The 20,576-nt window shown below is 54.6% G+C and carries 16 protein-coding genes; 8 read left to right on the top strand and 8 right to left on the bottom strand.

Features of this window, described 5'->3' with window-relative positions; translation table 11 throughout:
- Window positions 1–370 precede the first annotated feature (370 nt).
- A complete protein-coding gene (locus tag PPL01S_RS19860) occupies window positions 371–1,447 on the top strand; it encodes a hypothetical protein (RefSeq protein WP_100933484.1) in 1,077 nt (358 codons plus the stop codon).
- A 74-nt stretch (window positions 1,448–1,521) separates the two neighbouring features.
- Here PPL01S_RS19860 and PPL01S_RS19865 read toward each other — a convergent pair whose 3' ends face one another.
- Entirely contained in the window at window positions 1,522–2,019 is a 498-nt protein-coding gene (locus PPL01S_RS19865; protein ID WP_016391651.1) for a hypothetical protein, read from the bottom strand.
- A gap of 777 nt (window positions 2,020–2,796) precedes the next feature.
- Between PPL01S_RS19865 and PPL01S_RS19870 the strand changes: the two genes are divergently transcribed.
- Complete coding sequence (locus PPL01S_RS19870; RefSeq protein WP_081663464.1) at window positions 2,797–3,261, top strand: helix-turn-helix domain-containing protein; 465 nt, start codon at window positions 2,797–2,799, stop codon at window positions 3,259–3,261.
- A 95-nt stretch (window positions 3,262–3,356) separates the two neighbouring features.
- Window positions 3,357–4,409: a restriction endonuclease gene (locus tag PPL01S_RS19875; protein ID WP_016391653.1), complete on the top strand. Its 1,053-nt coding sequence runs from the start codon at window positions 3,357–3,359 to the stop codon at window positions 4,407–4,409.
- An 82-nt stretch (window positions 4,410–4,491) separates the two neighbouring features.
- Here PPL01S_RS19875 and PPL01S_RS19880 read toward each other — a convergent pair whose 3' ends face one another.
- On the bottom strand, window positions 4,492–4,836 hold the full coding sequence (locus PPL01S_RS19880) for a hypothetical protein (RefSeq protein WP_016391654.1): 345 nt from the start codon (window positions 4,834–4,836) through the stop codon (window positions 4,492–4,494).
- Between the two features lie 272 nt (window positions 4,837–5,108).
- Between PPL01S_RS19880 and PPL01S_RS25760 the strand changes: the two genes are divergently transcribed.
- From PPL01S_RS25760 to PPL01S_RS19900, 3 genes are all read left to right on the top strand, one after another.
- A complete protein-coding gene (locus PPL01S_RS25760) occupies window positions 5,109–5,957 on the top strand; it encodes a hypothetical protein (RefSeq protein WP_244212822.1) in 849 nt (282 codons plus the stop codon).
- A 397-nt stretch (window positions 5,958–6,354) separates the two neighbouring features.
- Complete coding sequence (locus PPL01S_RS19895) at window positions 6,355–7,614, top strand: phosphoribosyltransferase-like protein (RefSeq protein ID WP_028626023.1); 1,260 nt, start codon at window positions 6,355–6,357, stop codon at window positions 7,612–7,614.
- A 160-nt stretch (window positions 7,615–7,774) separates the two neighbouring features.
- Window positions 7,775–8,941, top strand: coding sequence for a reverse transcriptase family protein (locus PPL01S_RS19900; RefSeq protein ID WP_028626024.1), 1,167 nt, complete (start codon window positions 7,775–7,777; stop codon window positions 8,939–8,941).
- A gap of 65 nt (window positions 8,942–9,006) precedes the next feature.
- Here PPL01S_RS19900 and PPL01S_RS19905 read toward each other — a convergent pair whose 3' ends face one another.
- The 4 genes from PPL01S_RS19905 to PPL01S_RS19920 are packed head-to-tail and all read right to left on the bottom strand — an operon-like array spanning window position 9,007 to window position 10,812.
- A complete protein-coding gene (locus PPL01S_RS19905; protein WP_028626025.1) occupies window positions 9,007–9,420 on the bottom strand; it encodes a DUF6957 family protein in 414 nt (137 codons plus the stop codon).
- Between the two features lie 43 nt (window positions 9,421–9,463).
- Complete coding sequence (locus PPL01S_RS19910; RefSeq protein WP_016393057.1) at window positions 9,464–9,778, bottom strand: hypothetical protein; 315 nt, start codon at window positions 9,776–9,778, stop codon at window positions 9,464–9,466.
- Window positions 9,765–10,082: a hypothetical protein gene (locus PPL01S_RS19915; protein WP_016393056.1), complete on the bottom strand. Its 318-nt coding sequence runs from the start codon at window positions 10,080–10,082 to the stop codon at window positions 9,765–9,767. Before PPL01S_RS19915 ends, PPL01S_RS19910 begins: the two co-directional genes overlap by 14 nt.
- 1 nt (window position 10,083) lies before the next feature.
- Window positions 10,084–10,812 carry a metallophosphoesterase gene (locus tag PPL01S_RS19920; RefSeq protein ID WP_016393055.1) on the bottom strand — a complete coding sequence of 243 codons (729 nt, stop codon included), beginning with the start codon at window positions 10,810–10,812 and terminating at the stop codon, window positions 10,084–10,086.
- 205 nt (window positions 10,813–11,017) lie between these two features.
- Here PPL01S_RS19920 and PPL01S_RS19925 point away from each other — a divergent pair, with 205 nt between their 5' ends.
- Entirely contained in the window at window positions 11,018–11,500 is a 483-nt protein-coding gene (locus PPL01S_RS19925) for a helix-turn-helix domain-containing protein (protein ID WP_016393054.1), read from the top strand.
- Between the two features lie 489 nt (window positions 11,501–11,989).
- Here PPL01S_RS19925 and PPL01S_RS19930 read toward each other — a convergent pair whose 3' ends face one another.
- On the bottom strand, window positions 11,990–13,990 hold the full coding sequence (locus PPL01S_RS19930) for a hypothetical protein (protein ID WP_144062881.1): 2,001 nt from the start codon (window positions 13,988–13,990) through the stop codon (window positions 11,990–11,992).
- 643 nt (window positions 13,991–14,633) lie between these two features.
- A complete protein-coding gene (locus PPL01S_RS19935) occupies window positions 14,634–18,020 on the bottom strand; it encodes a P-loop NTPase fold protein (protein ID WP_028626026.1) in 3,387 nt (1,128 codons plus the stop codon).
- 346 nt (window positions 18,021–18,366) lie between these two features.
- On the opposite strand from PPL01S_RS19935, the gene PPL01S_RS19940 reads away from it, so the two are divergent.
- Window positions 18,367–20,346 carry a DUF7380 domain-containing protein gene (locus PPL01S_RS19940; protein WP_016393051.1) on the top strand — a complete coding sequence of 660 codons (1,980 nt, stop codon included), beginning with the start codon at window positions 18,367–18,369 and terminating at the stop codon, window positions 20,344–20,346.
- Window positions 20,347–20,576 lie beyond the last annotated feature (230 nt).

Below are 20,576 nucleotides of genomic sequence, written 5' to 3' on the forward strand. Positions count from 1 at the left end.
ATATAAAAACTCCGTCTCGTTTAAAAATTTTCAAGGGGGGTCGATTTTGGAAATGTAACGCGCATCACAATAAACCTGATTTTTCTGCGTTTTTTGGTTAAAAAAGCATCAATTCACTCACGTGCAAGGGTATCGGATTTTGCATGGCCCGAAGGTAGAAACGGCTCATTGACGGGGACTGGCAACCATCGCTCAAGGCCCGTTCGGCGAATGGGCGGAGGATAGCCCTCCAGGTAGAAAACACGCACGCCTCTGTGGTATTGATCCATCGTGCTCTGACTGACGCATGGATTGGCGCCGCAATTTAGCCTGTTCAGGGAAAAAGATTGCGATATCAATAATTTTCGATGTGCAAACTAAGGATGGAATGATGTCTATTGGCGAAATGGGTGTTTTGGAAAATGGAAATCTTCGCATAAGTTCAAGTGACCACGGGCCTGTCACGCTCACCCGCTGGACGATCCAACCGCTAAGCCTTGATGATTTAAATAGCTTCAGAAAGAATCAATCCATCGAGATCCGATTCACCGATCTAAGCGTGTTGGAAGATGCCTCCATTACAGAGATCAAGGTAACCATACAGATTCCCGACCTGCTTGAATCTTACTGCCTGGTGAAGGGAGGATGGTTACCGCCCGGCTTCGGCATGCTAAAGCGATTTGTTTTCGCCGACCGAAACTTCATAAGCAGGATAGGTAATTACTTCGAAAACAACCTAGCGAAGAAAGAGGCCCTCGCTGGATGGTTTGATGACTTAAGACACTTCAACATGAGCATCGACTTGCTTCCGTACGCGATGGAAGCGAACATGCAGCAATTCCCTTCGAAAGAAGAAATTAAAAGCCAAGTACAAGAGGCCAGAGAAAAGCTTAAGCTTGCGGCGCCAGGCGTCCCTATCACGCAGTATCACGAACCTGTAGAGGATTACGCGTGGCGACTACTGGATCACATGCGGCCAAGTATCGAAAAGCGGATGGCCTTTCTTATCGACGTAGCGCCTCACGTTAAACCCTGCTTCGCTACTGATAAGGTTTTAGAGCGCTGGAAGAACATTGCAACGATAGCAGAAAAGTATGACCTGAAAACGGATGTCGTGACACTTCTGGCACTGATCGGCGTTTCTGCCCCAAAGAAAGACTCACCAGGTATAGGCGTACTGAAAATCACCGCCCCGTATTTGGAGAAGTCGGCTTACAACGCTTGCCTGGACATCGCCATCATGGAAGTGTTCTTGAACCTGCAGAAAAAAGACCCAGCAGGGCGCTATGCAATCATTACCAAGGATGCACCTCTTGCTCGTTTCGGTGGTATTTTGAGTTCACTGATGTACGGCAAATCAGAGAATGGCATCTTAAATATCACCACAAGCATTCCTGATGACCTTATTGAAAATAAAGACCCCGTGCTTCGCGCGGAATTCAAGAGACTGCTGAGCGGTAAAGCCTAAGCGTCAAGGCAGGAACGCCCGGGCAACACGGGCGTTCCTCGTGCCCTGCCTTTCAAGATTTCTTTCCAAAGAAACTAGCGAACTACAATGCCGTAGTCAGAAAAATCACGGAGAATTCTTTTCCGGCTAAGCATCGCTGGCAGCTTGAACGTATTCCGATACCCATACCAGAATCCCATAGGAATGAGTATCAGCCCCAACCCATACGTCGCCGTCGCCGCGATAATGCCCATTGGGATCGCTGCAATCGTCATTAGAATACCTTTCATAACTGTTGACCTAGCGATCAACTGCAGATCACTAAGGTCATATTCAACCTTCCCACTAGCATTCTCAAATGCGATAACCACAATCGATTTTTTTGAAACCTGCTTGTAAAACCACGTCCGTGGCACATTCATTGCTATCGCACCATGCTGCTTCAAATATTTCGGCATTACCACTTGCTTGAAGTAAAACGTCTGACCTTGTTCATCTTCAAGCCTAACCCGACTGTATAGTGCATCCAGGTCACCCGAGGCCTGCAAATCATAATTCTTTACTACTACTTTAATTTTCTTGAGGTCAGACATGGAACGTCCTTAATTCACTTGAACACAGGCCACCCACCCCACCGTCTCCAGGCAGGAAAGGAAGTACTCTCGAAACTGATCAGCGTACAATCGCTAGAACCTTTGCGGCGCCCGCCAAACTCAAGCATATGCATACCGCTTAGACCTAAGGCATTGAGCCACTCAGTTCACTTTCAGCAACAAACTAGTCATCACCACTGACACTTAGCATCAATTTTAATCCGCATCTACGCCCAACCTCTCGCATAGGAGGAGTGCTACAGCCATGGCATTTTCATTAACTCCCGGTAAATCGTGAACAACACTTGCGGCAAAGCGACCCCTTACCCACGACGTAGGCGACGGTGCAGTCAAACGACTCACCGACCCACTGGACACCGCGAGTATTTTGGTCGACGTCTTCAGCCAATATCACCAAGTCAACGTCTAAACAATCGAGGGTTCCAGGGCTGAAATTTACGGTGCAGGTTGACTAGATCCTGGCTTCCAAACCTTCCCCTCCACAGGGTTTGCAACGACACAGCGTAAGCATCTGGCGATTTAACGGTTTATTGAACGCCGCCCCCACGCGATCTTCCAAGGAGGCACAGGCTAGGAGCGGTGTCCGGCAAATGACACCTTTCACAAGCCATCCATGACGTGGACGCCACTAGGCATTCACAGCCATGCGCATGAACGGTTTTATACACTATATGTTGTGTAACTGTACACCGCGTCGTGGCTACATCCTCAGTTTTGAGGGGATCCGCGTTGACAAGGCCGGCGCTTGCAGCAGTGATACGAACAGTCAGATCGAGCTTGGGCCTGACCCAGGAAGGACTGGGCCATGCCATCTCGCGCACCTATGCAGCAAAGATCGAGAATGCAGCCAGCTCTCCTACCCTGGACAAATTCATCGAGCTCGCCGCCGCACTCAACATGAACCCGGTAGCTTTGCTCTCCCTCGTCATTGCGACACGAGACAATGTCGCCACCTCTACCGTGCTCGCAGAAGCTGCCGACCAATTGGCGGCGCTGGAAGCGAAGGTCAGCGCGAGCGATATTACGGCGCAGCTGACCGGCAAAGAGATTTCAAAGCGTCCCGCCGCGCGCCCCGCTGATCTTCTGAAACTGCAGCAGGTGCTTGAAAGCAAGAACGCCGGACTGACCAAAGCTGAAACCGCCAGGAAGCTCGGGCTGAGTCGCTCGACCGTAGGTTTTCTCTGGAATCGCTCACCCACCAAGGAAGACGGAGAAGCGTGAACTGTGTCCTGCTTCGTGGTATGTAACTCGCTCTAGAACGCACCATAGCCCTCCCTGGCATGGTTGAGTCGCCTTCATTCTCAAGGACAATCGATATGACGCAGGAGCGAGATCCTCATCAGTGGTACATCGAACTCTCCGAGCTACTTCCTGACGCCGATGCCACGAAAAAACGAGCCCGGGGCTATGATTTCGAGAAGATTCTCAAGCGCCTGTTAGCGGATGAAGGGCTAGAGCCACGCTCCAGCTACAAGTCTGCTGGCGAGCAGATAGACGGCTCTTTCTATCTGGACGGTAGCTTCCTCCTCCTGGAAGCCAAATGGCACGCCCTCCCCGTTCCAGCATCCACACTTTATCAATTCAAAGGTAAAGTGGATGGCAAGCTGGTCGGCACCATTGGCATTTTCATTTCCATGTCCGGCTACTCCACAGACGCCGTCGACGCCCTCATCGCGGGCAAGACCCTCAATCTGATCCTGTTCACCAAAGAGGACATGGACGCGGCGATCATCCACAAACTGGGGTTCAAGAGGATCCTCAAAGACAAGCTTCGCAAAGCTGCTGAGGAAGGCCTGGCATTTTTCCCGACAGTGGCCGAACAGGTGAAGACCTCTCCCTCGGAGCCCGTACACATCGAACGAGTGCACTACGATCGTTTGACCGGGACGCTGTTGAGCGCTGCCGATCAACCCGCCACCACCCCAGACCTGGTCATTGTGTGTGAGGCGGACTTCGACCGTGAGCTGCTGGCCAACCTCGCGCAACGGATCTTGAAGAACGCCAGAACCACCAAGAAGATTCAGCTCATCTCAGCCCTTGGCAAAGTCGCCGTCCCGCGCGTTGCCAACAGTGTATTGCTGGCACGTCCGGACGTTAAGGTGCTGGCCGTTGTTGACGGAGACGGGGATATTCCCGGTTCAGAGCTGATGCTGCGAAACAACATCGAGTCTGACAACTGGACACCCATTGTCATCGACCCGGCGATAGAAACCTGGCTGGGATTCTCTTTAGAGGAGATAACGCGTCAACGCCGACGCGGAAGGCTGATGGAATTCTATGCCAAGGCCATCGAAAGCCTCGATCTTCAGGTATTGAGAGCAACCGATCCATCGTTCGAAAAGTTCTACGAAGAAGTCAGCGCTTTGTAGCCAGCAGGCTGCCAGATCAGGGCGTTGTGGGACATGTGGGAGTCAGTAATGGCCTCCCACATGCGGCCAGCTACTCGCTAAATTACGCCTTCTTCGGCTTCAAGGCCTTGAAGGACGTCTTCAGCGATTGCCAATTATCATTGATCCAGTCAACAACCTTCGGACGGCCTGGCGCTGTGGACTCAAATTTCTCCTTGAGCATCCATTCCACATACAGTCGGAACTCCTCACTCATGTCCGCCCCCGCATTGTATACAACCGTCTTGTTGTCGCTGGCCCAGCCAAGGTGATTCAGGAAGTCGAGCATCTCATACCCTTCTTTCCGGCTGAGGTGACGAGCGTCATTGTGAATCAGATGCGGATTGTCGCCAGCCGTGGCTTTCCAGCTGTACTCGTAACGCAGGTCGCTTTTTGCAATCTTTGACATTGGAGCGTTCTCAGTTGAGCCCATCATTGGGCCTAATATGAATGAGGGCAAAACAGTGGCACTTCAAGACACCATTACTCACGCCCTGCGCAAAACAGCATTACAGAAAATGTAGCTAATATTGACTGTCCGAGGGTCGACATAGATCGGTAGCATCGCTCTTCGGACTAGCGTTTACCGATCTGGGATCAGTCCTGCCTGCTCTTAGCAGTATGGGGTGACCAAGGCGAGCACCAGTCAATTGGATACTATTTTCTGATTAAGGGAAGCAATTGAACGTTTTTAGTACTTTGGAAAAACCAAGAGTTCCTATCGCGCTTACCGAGACTAATTACAACAAGAAGACGAGCCGCGCCAAGCCATATGTGTGGAATATCGGGCAAGAGGTCAAGTCCTACGCTCTGTGTCCAGCATGTGTCAACCCCATCCTCTTGGTGAATCGCCACGTCGTAAAGACTGACGCGAAGATCCTCTACGCCAAACATGCTGGTCGCTCCATACCTGGCTTGGCTGACCACAATCCACAGGCCTATGAAAGTTGCCCATTCCACAACCCGGAACGCTTTGATAGCAGATCTCGTCGAACCAACGCGGTTCGCAACGATGAAATTCGCGAAGCCCTTATCAACCATATTCATCTGGTGATCAAAATCCTGGAAACGGCCACCGGCATTGGATACAGCGATGGCCTAGTGGAGGCTATGCTTAAAGACTTCGGAGCAAACCAAGGGCACCAGTACAAAGCCATCAACCTGTACAACCTCCCCTTTGGCTTTGCTTACATGACAGAGGCTCAGGACATGTACGGCCTCAAGGTGGATGGTCATCTGGCTGACGCGATCACCAAAAACTCCGTCGGATTCGAAGTAGGGCCTTACCGGAAGGTGGTTCGCAAGAAAGACACCAGGGGCACAAGCCTTCGCTTCTACTTCAATAATCATCGACTAGGAGAGTCAACAGCAGGGGACGATTCGATCGATTTGGTCGTAGCGGAAATTCATAATGCAACGCGCACATCGACAATCGTATGCTCCAAGAGTATCGAATTTAATAGCGAGTACTTCTTTAACACGTACATGCGGCGTGAGCGTCTGCGCCTGCTCGCGCAGCAGTACCTATGAAGTAAGACAGATTTTTTCGACTCACTGCACTAGCAAAACCATCACTCCGGGGTGTGCAATCTATGATGGTGATCTCACCCCATGTTCTTTTGGAGATACCCAGGCGGTGGCTGGGCTTCCAGCATGGCGCCGTAGAATGACCACCCCCTGGCGCCTAGAGCAAGATTGCTTGCCTAGGCGCTGTACCTCAAACGATCATGCACCGAGAGGGTACCAATGCGCTGGGCATACTAGGGTTCCTGCTGAATCGCCGGTGTGGGAAGGATTTCAACAACCTCCTTGAGGTCAGCGAAATGATCTGGGGCAGCAGATCTGACTGAGCACCTGAAGTCAGCGCCCTCCAGCGCAGCTTTCGAGGCTGATCAACGCGGCTACCGGGTACATGGGGATCACGACGATGCAACCGCTAAAGGAACAGGAAAAAACCCAGCTCTGGCTAAGTCAGTTCGATCATAGGCCAGGCGATCGTGAGCTGGCCGAGAGGCTACTTGACTCGATCAACTACTGCCCGCTCAACGAATTCAAAACCAGCCTGACCACACTGATTAAAAGGTCACTCCCTCTGAAGGAGGCCTCGGCACTCTTCATTGAGCGTGAGTTACAAAAAACCAAGGCCGAGTACCCTCCGGGACTCTACAAGGAAAAGAAAACCTATAGCCCTAGGTCGAAGAAAAAGCATGTGCGGGCGTACGGCGCAGCGGCGCAAGCCATTCAGTCCCTGACCTACAGCCGTCAGGAGGTCGGCAGCGAAGGCTTGGTCGCGCTCTTGGCCAACACGCTTTGCCGCTCGAACCCCAAACGCTTTTTGCTGCAACCCGCAGCTGACATGGTCAGAGATTCAAAGGTTCGTAATTTCGTCATTCTGACCGACTTCCTCGGCAGTGGTGACCGAGCCTACAGAATGCTCGACTCCATGTGGCGAGTGGCGTCGATCAGGAGCTGGCACTCCGGTAAGTTCATCAGGTTCTGGGTGATTGCCTACAGCGGCACGGCACAAGGCATCCAGTGTGTGCGCAGTCACCGATTCAGCCCCACCGTTCGAGTCATGACCGAATGCCCAACCCTGTTCAATAGCTTCGATGAAGACCTGAATGAGATGGTCGAGCTGTGCGAAGAGTACGGGGCTCACAGCAAGAATCCACTGGGTTGGAAAGACACCGGCGCGCTGCTGGCCTTCGAGCATGGTGCCCCGAACAATATGCCGGCGATATTCGTTTCAGAAAAAAACCGAGGCTCGAAAAAATGGTCGCCGCTTTTTCCTAAACGTGTAACCGACAGCCTGTGGCAGTCCACTCAGGTCAGCATGACCCACGTGACGATCGAAGCATTGCACCGGCTCAACCTATCGGAAATATCGAAGTCGCTCCGGTTCAACCGAGCAAGTGATCAGAACAAAGCTGCGATCATCATCTTGCTTGCTCACTCATTGGGCAAACGACGGCTTGCTCAATTGCGCCAAGCCCTGCCGGTTTCCCTGGACTCAATTCTCAGTGCAAAACAACGCGCGGTGGCCCGTGGTTGGATCACCGAAACAGGTGCATTGACGCTCGAAGGGCACAAGTCCATCCGCCTTTTTCGCCGGGAGGGACGGAAATTTCTTGTGGCCCCAACTCCCGCCACTTCGTATTATCCGCAGCAGCTGAGGGCTCCGCAGTAGCGGAATCTAGTATCCCGCACGATGTGCGGGCGTTAAGGGAGCAAATTATGCTTGCCGTCGAACGATCTCACGCTTCCAGGAGGTATAAGCCTTCTACGGCTCGCTATCGAAGTCTTGCGGCAAGAAGGCTTATATCCGCCAGGGCGGAGCTTGAAGGTAGATGACTCGCTGGAGCTCTCAGCCCTACTTGAAAGAAGGACGTGGTCTAGGGGTGCCTCAGGATATCCTGCAGAATGCCGTGAAGACGGCCAAGCGGATGAAACACGGCTACCCTCCCATCCTCACCCTCAACCACCTGGCTCACCTGACAGGTGTTCCCTACCCGTTTCTACACCGCACAGTCAGCCGAACCCACGAGAAAGAGGCGTATAACCTCTTTGCACTGAAGAAGCCGAATGTGGGGCACAGCCCGGATCGACTCAGATGGATCAGTGCCCCCTGTGAGGATCTGCTTCGCGTGCAGCGGTGGATCAATGCGAACATCCTGTCGCATGCTGAGTCCCACGAGGCTAGCTACGCCTATGACAAGCGTCACGGGGTACTGGAGGCAGCCGAGCTTCATTGCGGAGCTGAGTGGCTGATCAAATTAGACCTGACCAACTTCTTCGAATCGATTCTGGAGCCACGGGTCTATAAGCTTTTCAGATCGTTCGGGTATCAGCGCTTGGTGGCATTTGAATTGGCCAGGCTCTGTACCCGAATCCGTGTCAGCGGTAACCCCGATCGACGGTTCGACCACCGAACGCTTCCTGCAGGCTTCCCCTACCCCGCTGATCCTCGGATCGGGCATCTCCCGCAGGGTGCCGCTACCTCACCAAAGATCGCGAACCTGGTGATGTATTCCTTGGACGAGCAGTTGCAAGCGTATGCGACGAAAAATGAACTGGCGTATTCGCGATATGCTGACGATCTGGTGTTTTCCTCCAGCAATCCATTTGACCGCCCGCAGGCAATTGAGCACGTCAAAGCGATCAACGAATGCCTCATCAAGGCGGGATTCTGGCTGAACAAGGCAAAGACGAAAATCATCCCACCAGGAGCCCGCAAGGTGGTATTAGGCCTACTCATCGATGGAGAACAGCCTCGACTCACCAAGGCCTACAGAAAGTACATCAGCGACCACCTTTACTTTCTGTCTCATCCCGACATCGACGCCATCACCCATGCTGAGCATCGGGGGTTCAAATCGCTCCAAGGCCTGATAAATCACATCAGCGGAAAAATTGCCTACGGCTACAGCATCGACCCAGATTGGGCCAAGGAGCATGGCAATCGCCTCAAAATGATCTGCAGGGCTCTTGAGGTCGATCATGTCATCTTCCCTTAGCGCCTCGGGGCTATGACAAACGCTTGCTCATCCGCCCTCGCCTTCACTCAGTGGTTGAATCGACCTCAGTGGCCATCCTGCTCGCTGGAAAATAGCTGCAGGACGGTAGAGAGTGAAAGCGCATGTCTTCGACCATTCCCCATCAGCACGTAAACGGTGTGCTGTGTCCGGAAGTACATCTGATCAGTGAACGCCACCAACGGTGTTGAGCGCAGCCACTCGCCCGCACGATGGGCCCCCGAACTGCTGTAGAGAATCTCCAATGCGACTAGCATCACCGGCTGCTGGCTTTGGCCGGCCAGCTGATGCATGACCTCCCTCGGAGCCCCCAGATCAATCCAAAACCAATTGCCGACAACGCAAATGCTAAGACCTGGAAACACTTGACGCCCACGCGCTATGGCGTCGTCCAACGCCAGGGTCGTACCGTACATGACCTCGCCCGGGCCGAGCAGTTGGCTTACCTGATGATCTTGCATAACAGCTCCATGTTTGTCTCATTACGGCGGCTCAAATTTGCCGTCAATGGCGACCCGAAATAACAGCCTGCCATCCCCAAAGCGCTGCGACATCAGCTCCAGTGGCTGATACCAGCACGTAGCGACTCCCGGAAAACGTATGGGCTATCAGGTAGCCATGATCTTCAAGGAACTCCAGCACGGTTGAAGTCCTGATCAGGCGACCCTCTGCAAACCGCTGGAGGTTGTCTCTGTACACCTGCCCGACGAGAGAAAAGCCTTCGAGCTGGGGCAAATAAAGAATCGCGGTTGGGGTCGGCTCAAATTTGACAGATGCCACCTGCATCACTGCAGACGGTAGCGAGTCATGAGCAGGCATTGAGGTGCTCCTGACTGGCAAGCCAATTTGCGATGACGTAATGGTCGTTGCCGCATACCGAACGCAACAATATGAACCCCTCTTTCTCGTCTACAGTCGTCACCTGGGGTGTGGCGATCGTGGTGCCATCGGCGATCACTCCGGCCCGATCCAGGAACACGCTAGCGGCATCCCGGTCGCCAACTTTCGCCGCTTGGGTCAGATACGCATCCACAAGCACATCCCACTGGATTTGCCGTGCGATCAAAACGTCTGGCGGGATAGGCACCGCATCTACCGCAGCGCACCGTTGTACTTCTGACACGTTAAATCTCCACAACCTTGGAAGCATCAAAGCCGGTCTGTTCCAAAGGGTATCCCTTCGGATTTGAGATCAACCGGCAGCCCCCCATCTCAATATCGATAGCGTGATGCGTGTGCCCGAAAACCCACACGTCGGCCTTCATCACGAGCGAAGGCCAACTGTTGCAGTACGAGGCCGTAAGGTGCCCGTCTTGCTCATGACCCCCGACCTCAACCAGTGGCGAATGATGTGTGACCACGACCGTGCGTCCAGTGAATGGTTTTTCCAGCTCGTCGGTCAGCCACGCCTTTGCCTGGCGACTGCGTGAGGCAACGTCGTCGGGTCGCAAGCGCCGGTAATTTGCTCCAGCGCGGATGACCTTGAAGTCAGTCATCGAGCTCATCGCCTTCGCACTGGCCGCTGCCACATCACCGGTCGCACGAAAGTCAGTCCATCCCGTGCAGCCTACAAAACGAACTCCGTCCCGGATGAACACATCCTGCTCAAGCACGTGAACATGGCTCGCCGCCAGTTGCTTGGACTTCTCCAGCGTCCGGTCAAAATGGCCAGAGTAGAATTCGTGGTTGCCCAGGACGTACAAGACCTCGGTTGAGAACACCTCGTTTGCCCACCGGATTCCGCGCTCCCTTGTATGAATGTCCCCAGCCAAAACGACGAGATCAATATCCAGTTCTGCCGGCTCGAAATGCTCGAATTCGAGATGCAAATCGGACAAGACGCAGATCCTCATTTACCCACCCCATTCCTCGATTTAGCAGTAAATTGAAGCGTCAACACCTGCGATGAGAGCAGTACGCTCACGTGCCGCCTTGGCAAGACCATCGGTGCGTCAGCCCAAACGAGTCGAGCATCCTAACCCACATTGACCGTTACTGTCAGCATACCCCGTTTAACGGTCATTTCAATTATGGCTCTATCCTCGCTTTTGGACGCTTATGTCACTCAAGACCGAGATAGCGGCAACGCTCCGAGCCATTCGCGAGCAGAAACACGTCAGCTATGAGAATTTGGCTGGCGGCTCCATGCGCACAACAATTGGTTATCTTGAGCGTGCAGAAACCGGCGTGACCCTGGACAAGCTCGCCGACATTGCGCATGCCTTGGATTTCAACCTGGTAACGCTGATCGCACTGAGCGTGGCAAGCCAGCAGAACCAGGACGCGCAGACCGTGCTTCAAGAGGCGACGCGAGAACTGCAGACTTTTCTAGCCGCAGGCGGCGCTGAACTCATTCAGGGGCAGGTTGAAAACGGAAAACTGGTTCAACGACCTGCTGGCAAGCCTCAGAACTCGCGTAACCGTGAAGCCGTCCTGGCGCTTAAGGCTCAAGGCAAGACACCCGCTGAGGCGACCAAGATGCTGGGCCTGTCTCGCACCACGGTGAATCGGTACTGGCAGCAAGGAAGCGGCGGCAAGTAAACGTCTGGGGCAGTGTCGAGCACATGAAATGTTGTCCCAAACCTCAGTGGCGCTTCTTCTGATGAAAAAACCACCATTGCGTCAAGGAATGGGGTATGACTCACCCACTGCGCGCCCCGATTATGTGACAGAAGAATTTTTCAAAAGGCGGTAATTCGATTTGCGCAGCCTCGGGATTGAGTAGTTTCCTTCCCAAGGCGTTCAAAAGGTGTTCCTTTCATATTTCACCGCTAGGATTGGCTAGATCGTGCTTTCTGCCAACTAAGCTATACCTTAGTTTTTCGATAAAACCGCCCTGAAGCCGGCCAAATCTAAAGTAAATTTTAGTTTTTCGTAACAGACACTCGCCGAAACTTACCGGGCCAGTGCGGCCATCGCCACGCGAGCAAATCTCGTCCAAGAGGGGGGGCGAGCACATTTGTTCTCCTGGTCAGAACCCCATCAACCCGGCCTGCCACCGGCGTGATTCTGCAGCCCTCCTTTTTTGCTCTAATGGGGAAACCGGAAGAAGACCTGCACCATTTTCACCAACGAGTCTACTAGCGACTCCAGCATCAGGCGTCCCTTCACTACGTCCAGCTCAGAAAGATCATCAATACCGACCAGACCATAAGCTTTGCCAAAACCCGAAGAAGGTAGATGCGCATCCGCTTGTCTGAGCTCGTTTATCCCCACAAGCACTTTGGTAATCGCCCTGGCATCATCCTGGCTCACCTCCTTCTGCAACGCTGCCTCCAGATGCTTGACCGAACCAGCCTTCATCTTGGGTGGCGGATCAGCAAGCACTGAGAGTGCGCTCCCATCCAAAGACTCTACGGTAACCCGAGCCAAGTCCTTAGCCAGCTCAAGCAACCCGGTTTCCTCAAGCGCACGGAACCGATAAATTCGACTAAAGATGTCTTCGATCGCAGGGTGCGGTGTGAACAGCGGCTTGCCAGTCAGCTTTGCAAATACCTTGTTGAGCGTGGTGTAAGCTCGCTGCAACCGCGCTTCCGGGGCATGCGTATCCGCAGGGTCAGCATTGGCTTGGGAGGCCAGGAGCTCCCTCGAAACACCGCCATTAGGCGCTACGTTAGCCCCTGCCCACACGCGCTGCTGCCATAACGGCAGCCTTCCGATGTCCTTGCCCAAAACATTGATAAGTCCAAGGTCATTGAGCCCGAAATGCACGCTGTGGTTTCGGGTCAGTCCAATGAAGCCCGTGTCGCGGGTTGCCCAGCTCAGCGAAAAGTTTCGATACTTGCTAAGCGTGGTCGTGATGCTCGGTCGGAACCAAAGCCAAGATCCACTATCCGCCAGACGGCTACCTCCAATCCGCTCTCCGGAGCCATCGATAGCAAAATCCACCGTGCCAACAGGCGCCTCGCTCAGCACCCGCTCGCTGACGCGACCTGGCTCGACCACATCATTTTTCCACAGCGAACCTCTGATGATGTAAAGCTTCTTACCCTGATGCTTGACCGTCCAAGATTTGGAAACGACTGAATCGTCGTTTGGAAAGCCAAGTACAGGCACCTCATCATCGCCATCGATGTCAGTGCGAGAAGCATGAAACACTGCGGTCGCTGAGCCGTAGGGATTACCACCCTCGTGTATCGCCTGTCTGACCCCCTCCCACTTATCCCTAACCGTCACCTCCTCCAGTAGATCGGACGACCAGCTGATATGGGAGGGGCTGGCAACGACTTGCTGACGGCTCCGATAGCTGGAGACCAGGAGATACATTTCACGAGCCTTCAAGTAATCGCGTAGGTGCTCCAAACGTACATCCAGACGGACAGGCTCGCCGGCGTCGTTGCGCAACAGCCTCGCGACCTCTTCGAAGCCCTCATCGGGCCTTAGCCACTTATCCCCTTCCCGCAGCAACCCCATGGAAATCACGAAGTCCTGATGCAAATGCCATTCATCAGGCGCTTCACGCTCAAACGACTGCTGGATGACGAGCCCAGTACCCACGGCTCCACCGTGATGGCTAGACCAGTCGCCGGCCCAGTAAAACGTCGTGCGGCTCTGTTGCACGCTGGGGGCTTCCGGCTCGGGTGTGCTCGCAGGCGCTACCGGTGTGGCAGCCTTCGGCTTCTGTGTGCGCAGATTCAACGCCAGGCTCAGGTTGGTAAAAGGCACACGGAACGATGCAAGCGATTCCTCCTGCCCCGCCTGACCGACCTCGGAGTCTTCCTGAGACTGATCAGCAGCGCCTGCCTCGGTCGAGGGCGCAAGAGGTGTCCAGAAGTACTCAGTTACGACACCGCCGGTGTAATCGTTATCCCCGATGTCGCCATAGTCCAGCTTGCTGATCTGCTCACGATGGCTGAGCTCGAACATGACTGAGCCGACCCCGAGGTACTCGTCAAGAAAGCCCTCATGGCCATACTCGCCTTCGCTACAGACCCGTTGATGGGCACGAAGCGGTATCCAGACTGTCCGGTCAATCGAGGTCTTCCGGATCTTGCGCATCTCAAACCAAGACTGAGGCTTGAGCTCGGCCATCTTGGGAACCACTGTAACAGTAGGCACAACTCCCGATTCATCTCTCAAAACCAGTACAGCCGCCATTTCACGTGCATGGTCGAGGGTGTCCAAGCACTTACGAAGCATTTGCTGTATATCGTCAGGAGGCATTACTTGATCGATAGCCTCAACCGGGAAAAAGTCACCCGGACTCTCGGAGCCATGCGCTTGCGAATCCCAAACTACGAAGCTAGGGCCTTGGGCTAACACATCTTCGGTGCGACTAAGGTCAGACCAGGCACTGCGCCACTGATCCACGACAGTATCGCAGCGAGCATCCAGCTCATCCCGGGTTGGCTGCGCCTTACCTACGTGAGGCCCATCACCAGCGGCGTCCGTAGCCCCTTCCGTTCCTTGATCTTTACTCATCCGCCCCTCGCACGTGTGCTGCCAATTCCAAGGTACGGATTAAACCATGAGCGCAGAACGGCCTGCATAGGCATCTGAATTCAATCACGTGAATCGCGACATCACAGAGGTGCATTCACCACCATCAGCCTTACCGGCCATGGACGTCGCCAGCCTTGCTGGCCATGGACGTGCGAGCTTTCCTGGCCACATTGGGTGTGCTCCGCTCCGAGCCAGCACGCTTCACGCAGCGGCCCAGAGCGGGAACTGGCCATCAGGTGTCTTGCTCAGGTTCCGGATCACGCGCAGCCCTTGTGAGCGACTGGATCAGGCGTATAAAGCCTTTGGTTTGAGCAAACTTTTTGTAGAGGGCCGGGGTGATGTCAGACAGCTTGGCGACAGCTTCCCCCATCGTGCTCCTGAGTGCTGTCGAGTACTTGAACGCTGCGATCTGTTCGGCCTTCGCATCGAAGAATTTGGCCAAGGCGGGAAGACTGTCGGGGTTGCGGCTCAGGTACGCCAGGAACAGGACGATTCGTTGAACCTCTTGCGGGTTAGACGGCTGAACATCCGGGATAAGATGGCCATATTTCGATAACGGGATTGCAAAATCATCAGGCCCCACCGACTCCGCGAAGAGCATCTTTCTCAATCGTATACCGATGACGTTGCGCTGCTGGGCATCAAGCAAACTGAGCAGCGAATCCATCATGGCGTACTGGGGCGCTCCCCACGGCGAAGTCACGGTGCCGCTGGCGAGGGAGTTGAGCACGTTGACCAAGGCATCGCCAACAGCCGCGATCGACTGTATAGGCTCTTGATTGCTCACTATCCCATTCAGGATTGCCTGGTGCTGCTTGGCCCCCGCCGAGATGGTCTGTACCCACTCATCACAAGTCCGCTCCTCGCTCGTGAGCTGCTTGAGTAGACCCTCCCGAGTTTTCGGCAGCACACTTTTATCCGCCTCCATGACGACACTGATCAATCGGACGTCCGCCTTCAGAGCGTCCTTGGAGGCTTCTGCAATATGAGTGTCCCAAGCTGTGAGCCAAGCCGCGAAATCGGCCTCAGCAAGGCCAGCCTTGGAAAGCGCCTGAGTAATCACGCTAAATTTGTGAGCAACCATTTGGTAGCTCAGGTGCCCAATACGCCGCTCTTGAATGAGGTGAGCCAGGTAGGTCGCAACCGACTCACCCACTTGGGCGTCGTCAACCAGTTGGAACAAATCCGCTGTGGTAAGCGATGCGTTTGCCAAGGCCCGGAAGACTGACGACTCGAAGACACCATCCAGATCATCGAGCTTGGCGAGCGAATCGGCGTCGGCTTGCCGAATGTACGTCACTGCCGCCACCGCCTTTATCAGCGGACGGGTATTGTTCGCCAGCAACGTTGTAATCGCGGTGACGATGACCTGGTCGACAGTCGCAGCCAACCCAAGCCCCAGCACCGCGCTATCCACTTCGCCTGCAGCGCCTGTAGCTTTCGCAAGAATGGCCACGTCACCAGCCGAGATGCCACCGGTAATACCGCCGCCAAACCTACGCACGCGGTACAACCATTCGAGCGCAGGCACGACGCAATTGTTCGGCATTACCGCTATGCCCATCTGGTGATCGGCACAGCTGACCAGCTGCACGTGTGCATCTGGCAGCCCAGCGTTCGCAAAGGTAAACCCACTGGCCTTGATCACGTTCAGATGGGCAATATCAGGCAGCAGGTGCATCACATACTCGGAACGCTTAACAACGACTGCTTCAAACTCCAGCCCTAACGCTTGGAGGTAATAGTCGTATTCCTGCATCAGATCCCAGGCCGGCGTCAGTTGCTCAGGATCGAACGCACCGTTCAGAATTTTCAGCAGGCCGGTTTTCAGCTGGCTGCCATGATTAGCGAGCAACCGAGCCTTCAACCCACGGCCTCTGCAATACCGCACGGCTTCGTAGAACTCCTCAGTCCCCGCTTTCGATTCGCCGAACAGATCAAGTTGCGTGTTATTGATCAGCTGCAGGAGCGGCTCAATCCAGTCGCCTTCACGCGCCTGATGTGCCTGGGAAATGGTTGGCAACAGAGAAGCCAGCGATGGACGCTGGGATAGAAGGCGCTTCATGGCGTCAGAGAAGCCGAACAGTGAAGTAAGCTCGCCCAACGCGTCGTGATCCTCGTTGGCAAAGGCTGCTGCCAACGGCGTGTCCAAGAGCTCCGCGATCGCGATATCACCCGTGGTCAGATAATGGATCTGCAGGAATTGGATCTGCCACCCGGTCTCCATGGAATCGCCAAGAGTGGCGCCCAGCAGGGTTTTAGTGTCCTTGACCAGCCCCGCTTGCTCCTCCCCAACTACTTTCAGATAGGTATCCGAGAACCCATCCGTTCGCAGTGTCTCCACCAGCGAAAGGTCAGCATATTTACAGAGCAGGAGATGGCTGGCGATGGCCAGGAGACTGATCTCCTCACCTACCACCAAGGCTGTCGTGGCGATGTCGTTGATGAATTTCTTCTGCAGCCGGGGCGTGACCAAGTTGTTGGCCATGGGGCTGTGGCGCTGCAGCAGTTGTGCGCACTGCTCAATGACGTTCCCATCGCTATCCGGAAAGCTGTGGTTCCACAACTGACGGAAGCCATCTTTCCAGCCGGAGGTAATGACTGGCGGAGAACGGAAAACCACCGGGAATTTTTTCGCTATGAAGTCCCTGGCATCGTACCGTCGATCACCGTCAGCCTTCAGGTATTCCGCCACCTTGTTGGAGCAAAACGGCACGATCACAGTCAGGTTCACAGCCTGGGTAGCGACTTCAATAAAGATCTCCAGATCGCTCCAGACCGACCGCAGGCTGTCCTTTGGCAGGCGATCAAGGTTGTCCAGGATGATGACAAAACGCTTGTCCTCAACCACCTTCAGCTGTTCAAGAAGGGTCTTCTTGAGATCAAGGGGCGTCACCTCCTTGCCAACCTCAACCTTCTCTTGAATATGGTCGTCACTAGAGCCCTTGAATAGGCTCAGAAGGCTCCATTTCTGGGTGCCGACCCGCACCTTCCTATGCCAGAGCTTGGCGGCGCCAAGGATCAGCACCGGGCTGCAAAATGAAAGAAGGTGCACCCCTATAAGCCACCAGAAGGGGTCTTGCAGTGTGTTGGTGAGCGCGGCGGCTTCCGGCGACGTCCCTGTGATGGCCGCATGGGAACTGCGCGAAAGTGCAAAAAGCTCCCGGAATGAGGTGGCGGCGAAGAACAGGCTGGCGATCAGTGCCAACGCCCAGGCACTGACCCGGCTCGTTGTCCGTTTGTTGTATTCGAACAAGCGCCCGAGGGCTCGATCGCGAGAGGCTTTCAGGGTCTCGGCAGCCCTGCTGACATGAGGCACTTCCTTGAGCACCTCATCAGTGAAGAGCTCGATGAAATTGCTCTTGGTCGAGCCCTGGTAATTCTGCTCGCAGTCGAAAAACCAGACCCTGAAATCAGAGTCAGCTGCCGTCAGCTTTGCCTTCAGCATGCTCAGAATCGAACTCTTACCGGAGCCGAACTCACCATCCAGGCCTACAACCTTTGAGGGGCCGTCACTCAGCAAATGACGGTGGATCGCGCTCGCCACCTTGTCATGACTACCACCGGGGAACACGTCCTGAGTTGCAGGGTGCTCGGTATGGAAATTGATCAACCGCATAGAAGTCCTTTTATGCACCTCTGCGTGCTATGTCATCCCCGACAGAAGAGAATGACGCTGGAGCCAGATTGCCCGTACCAGGCGATGACACCGCAGATGATGTCAGCTCGTGGAAACCACCATATGTAGTGATGACCCCGTAAAAAACCACAAGATAGTGACATATTGACTGGATGGCAAGCTGCCAGTAAAGCTAGCCTGTGGCGGTGTGCTTGGAGGCTGCGGCGGAACGGTTTTGCATTCAAAAACAACCATGCAAATCACCGCCAGCGTAGTGAGATCATGCAGTGCAGTTAGATCATTCGGTGAGATCAATCAGTGAGATTATCCAATGCAGGGAGAAGGAATGAGCGATCAGACCAGGCCATCCGAAGATCAGGACGGGGCGCGAGGAGCCGGACAGGAGTCGGACATTGCGACGGGCATGGCGCCGGTTCTGGAAGCACCCGTAGCACCGGATACGATCATCGACAACGAACCAGGTCGCTCCCGGCTCGAATTTGCTTCTGTCGATGATTTCCAGCATACCGAGATCAATCGGCTGCTGGAGACTGTCGATACGCTCGACTTCTACTCGCTCGACTCTGAGCTGAGCTCACGCTCCAGGCAGGCGCTGGCGGACAAGAACTACAGCGGCTATCGGGCTTACAGAGTGCTCATGGTGGTGTGCTCTTACCATTTCTCCGTAGATCGCCAAGACGCCTTCGGCCCAAGGTTGATCAGTGACGGCATGCGCACGCCCATCCCTGCCGACATCGTTGGAGAGCAGAGCCAGGCCCTTGCCACCATCGCCGAAATAATCGACCACCCCCTGCTGCGAGCTCGGGTGGCAGATGTGGCTTGGTACAACCATCGAAACCTGCATCGAAGCGCCGGCTTGGCGATCACTTCCTACTGTCAATCGATCGAGTTCTACCTAGACGACAAGCTCTCGTTCAGGTACGAGCCACCCTCCGGGCTGTCCTCCAAAGTCGTCGATCTGATCGAAAGGGCCTTCCACATCGTAGCCAGCACAGGCAAGCGGAAAACACCGCCCGAGATCGTGCTCACAACGTGGAACCGTCTCTACACCTACGCCCAGAAACTGAGGTGTTTCACGTCGCTTGACCGATTGGCTCGGCTAGGCCAGTCCTTCAACCTGATTGAATGGGCGCAAGTTGCGCAGGATGCGGAGAAGTCGGCAAATACCGCCGCTGCCGGCGAATACGCCATGGCCGTCAAAGTCGTATGGGAGCTTGCCGCCCTCGCCCATCATCAGTCCAAGGATCACACTGGCTTCAAGCGCTGCAAGTTAAAGGCGATCGAGCAGACGCTCAGGATGCGCGAAGGCGTAGACAGCTTCATGGCCAGAGCCAGCTGGACGCGAGATGCCATAGGGGAGCTTCGGGCTATTCCAGGCATGCATGCAGAACTGGAAGCGTTGAAGGCCGAGTTGCTGGAACTGCAAGCGCAGGCTGCTCACGAGTTCTCTTCCTTCCAGATCCCGATGGATTTGAGCGAGGAGCGCCAAGGCACCATCAATATCTTCAAGAATCTGACGCTTCCAGAATTTTTCTACACATTTGCCCGGATCTGCGAGGTACCGGAGAAAATGGCGCTGCACACGGAAATCATCCGTGGCCGCAGCGACTCATTCCTGTCCGACCTTTTCAACGGGCAAATCTACACCGACGCCCTGGGCCGGGTCGTCACACAAGCACCGACCATCAATCTCAACGAAACACCACCACCTGAATGGTATGACCATGAGAGCCTTCGCTACTTGGACATCCATTACAAAATGTGGGTTGAAAGCCGAATAAAGCCAGCTGCCCGAACCCTCATGACCACATTCCCTGTCGACGATCGGCACCTGATGGCCATCGTGTCAGCCAGCCCCTTCGTGCCGTCAGGATTCGAGGACATCTATGCCCTGGGGCTCGCGCGCTTCCTTCAGGGCGACATGATATCTGCCTGTCATCTGCTGTTCCCGCAGCTCGAAAACTCGCTACGCCATGTGCTCAGCGACGCGGGGATCGATACATCGAAACTGAACGAGGAGTTACTGCAAGAAGACCGGTCGCTGAGTGCGCTGCTGGCTACCCGACGAGAACAGTTGGAGTCGGTCTTTGGCATCGACCTGATCTATACGATTGACCTGCTCTTCAATCTCAAGGGTGGCCCGTGCCTACGCCACCTGCTAGCACACGGCAAGCTGCAATCCAGCGCGTGCTACCTGCACTCCAGCATCTATGCCTGCTGGCTCATGTACTACCTGGTGTGCCTGCCGCTACAGCGGGTTTGGAACACCCATGTCGCTCCGCAGCTGGAAAGGGTTTCACTCTAGGCGTCGTAGTAATCGTACCTTCGCTTAAAACCCATGATTACGATCAAGGCTAAAAGCCCGGGGGGTCAGGTCGGCAGTGCCTGAAGTCACTGCCGCCGTCACTTTCGTCTTTCAGTCAGATCAATCCGGTCAGCGTTGTGCACCGACCGGTCGGGGATCACATCGCCCATCGGCTCTGGTAGGTCACCAATGTCGAGACATTGCCCTAAAGGCCATCCAGTAGCTCAAGC

Source organism: Pseudomonas plecoglossicida NBRC 103162 = DSM 15088 (assembly GCF_000730665.1).
GTDB lineage: Bacteria > Pseudomonadota > Gammaproteobacteria > Pseudomonadales > Pseudomonadaceae > Aquipseudomonas > Aquipseudomonas plecoglossicida.

What these genes read in the sequence shown, in the direction of transcription:
- PPL01S_RS19860 (WP_100933484.1), top strand. Translation starts at nt 371, where the DNA reads ATGTCTATTGGCGAAATGGGTGTTTTGGAAAATGGAAATCTTCGCATA.
- PPL01S_RS19865 (WP_016391651.1), bottom strand. Translation starts at nt 2,019, where the DNA reads ATGTCTGACCTCAAGAAAATTAAAGTAGTAGTAAAGAATTATGATTTG.
- PPL01S_RS19875 (WP_016391653.1), top strand. Translation starts at nt 3,357, where the DNA reads ATGACGCAGGAGCGAGATCCTCATCAGTGGTACATCGAACTCTCCGAG.
- PPL01S_RS19880 (WP_016391654.1), bottom strand. Translation starts at nt 4,836, where the DNA reads ATGTCAAAGATTGCAAAAAGCGACCTGCGTTACGAGTACAGCTGGAAA.
- PPL01S_RS19895 (WP_028626023.1), top strand. Translation starts at nt 6,355, where the DNA reads ATGCAACCGCTAAAGGAACAGGAAAAAACCCAGCTCTGGCTAAGTCAG.
- PPL01S_RS19900 (WP_028626024.1), top strand. Translation starts at nt 7,775, where the DNA reads ATGACTCGCTGGAGCTCTCAGCCCTACTTGAAAGAAGGACGTGGTCTA.
- PPL01S_RS19905 (WP_028626025.1), bottom strand. Translation starts at nt 9,420, where the DNA reads ATGCAAGATCATCAGGTAAGCCAACTGCTCGGCCCGGGCGAGGTCATG.
- PPL01S_RS19910 (WP_016393057.1), bottom strand. Translation starts at nt 9,778, where the DNA reads ATGCCTGCTCATGACTCGCTACCGTCTGCAGTGATGCAGGTGGCATCT.
- PPL01S_RS19920 (WP_016393055.1), bottom strand. Translation starts at nt 10,812, where the DNA reads ATGAGGATCTGCGTCTTGTCCGATTTGCATCTCGAATTCGAGCATTTC.
- PPL01S_RS19925 (WP_016393054.1), top strand. Translation starts at nt 11,018, where the DNA reads ATGTCACTCAAGACCGAGATAGCGGCAACGCTCCGAGCCATTCGCGAG.
- PPL01S_RS19930 (WP_144062881.1), bottom strand. Translation starts at nt 13,990, where the DNA reads ATGGCCGAGCTCAAGCCTCAGTCTTGGTTTGAGATGCGCAAGATCCGG.
- PPL01S_RS19935 (WP_028626026.1), bottom strand. Translation starts at nt 18,020, where the DNA reads ATGCGGTTGATCAATTTCCATACCGAGCACCCTGCAACTCAGGACGTG.
- PPL01S_RS19940 (WP_016393051.1), top strand. Translation starts at nt 18,367, where the DNA reads ATGAGCGATCAGACCAGGCCATCCGAAGATCAGGACGGGGCGCGAGGA.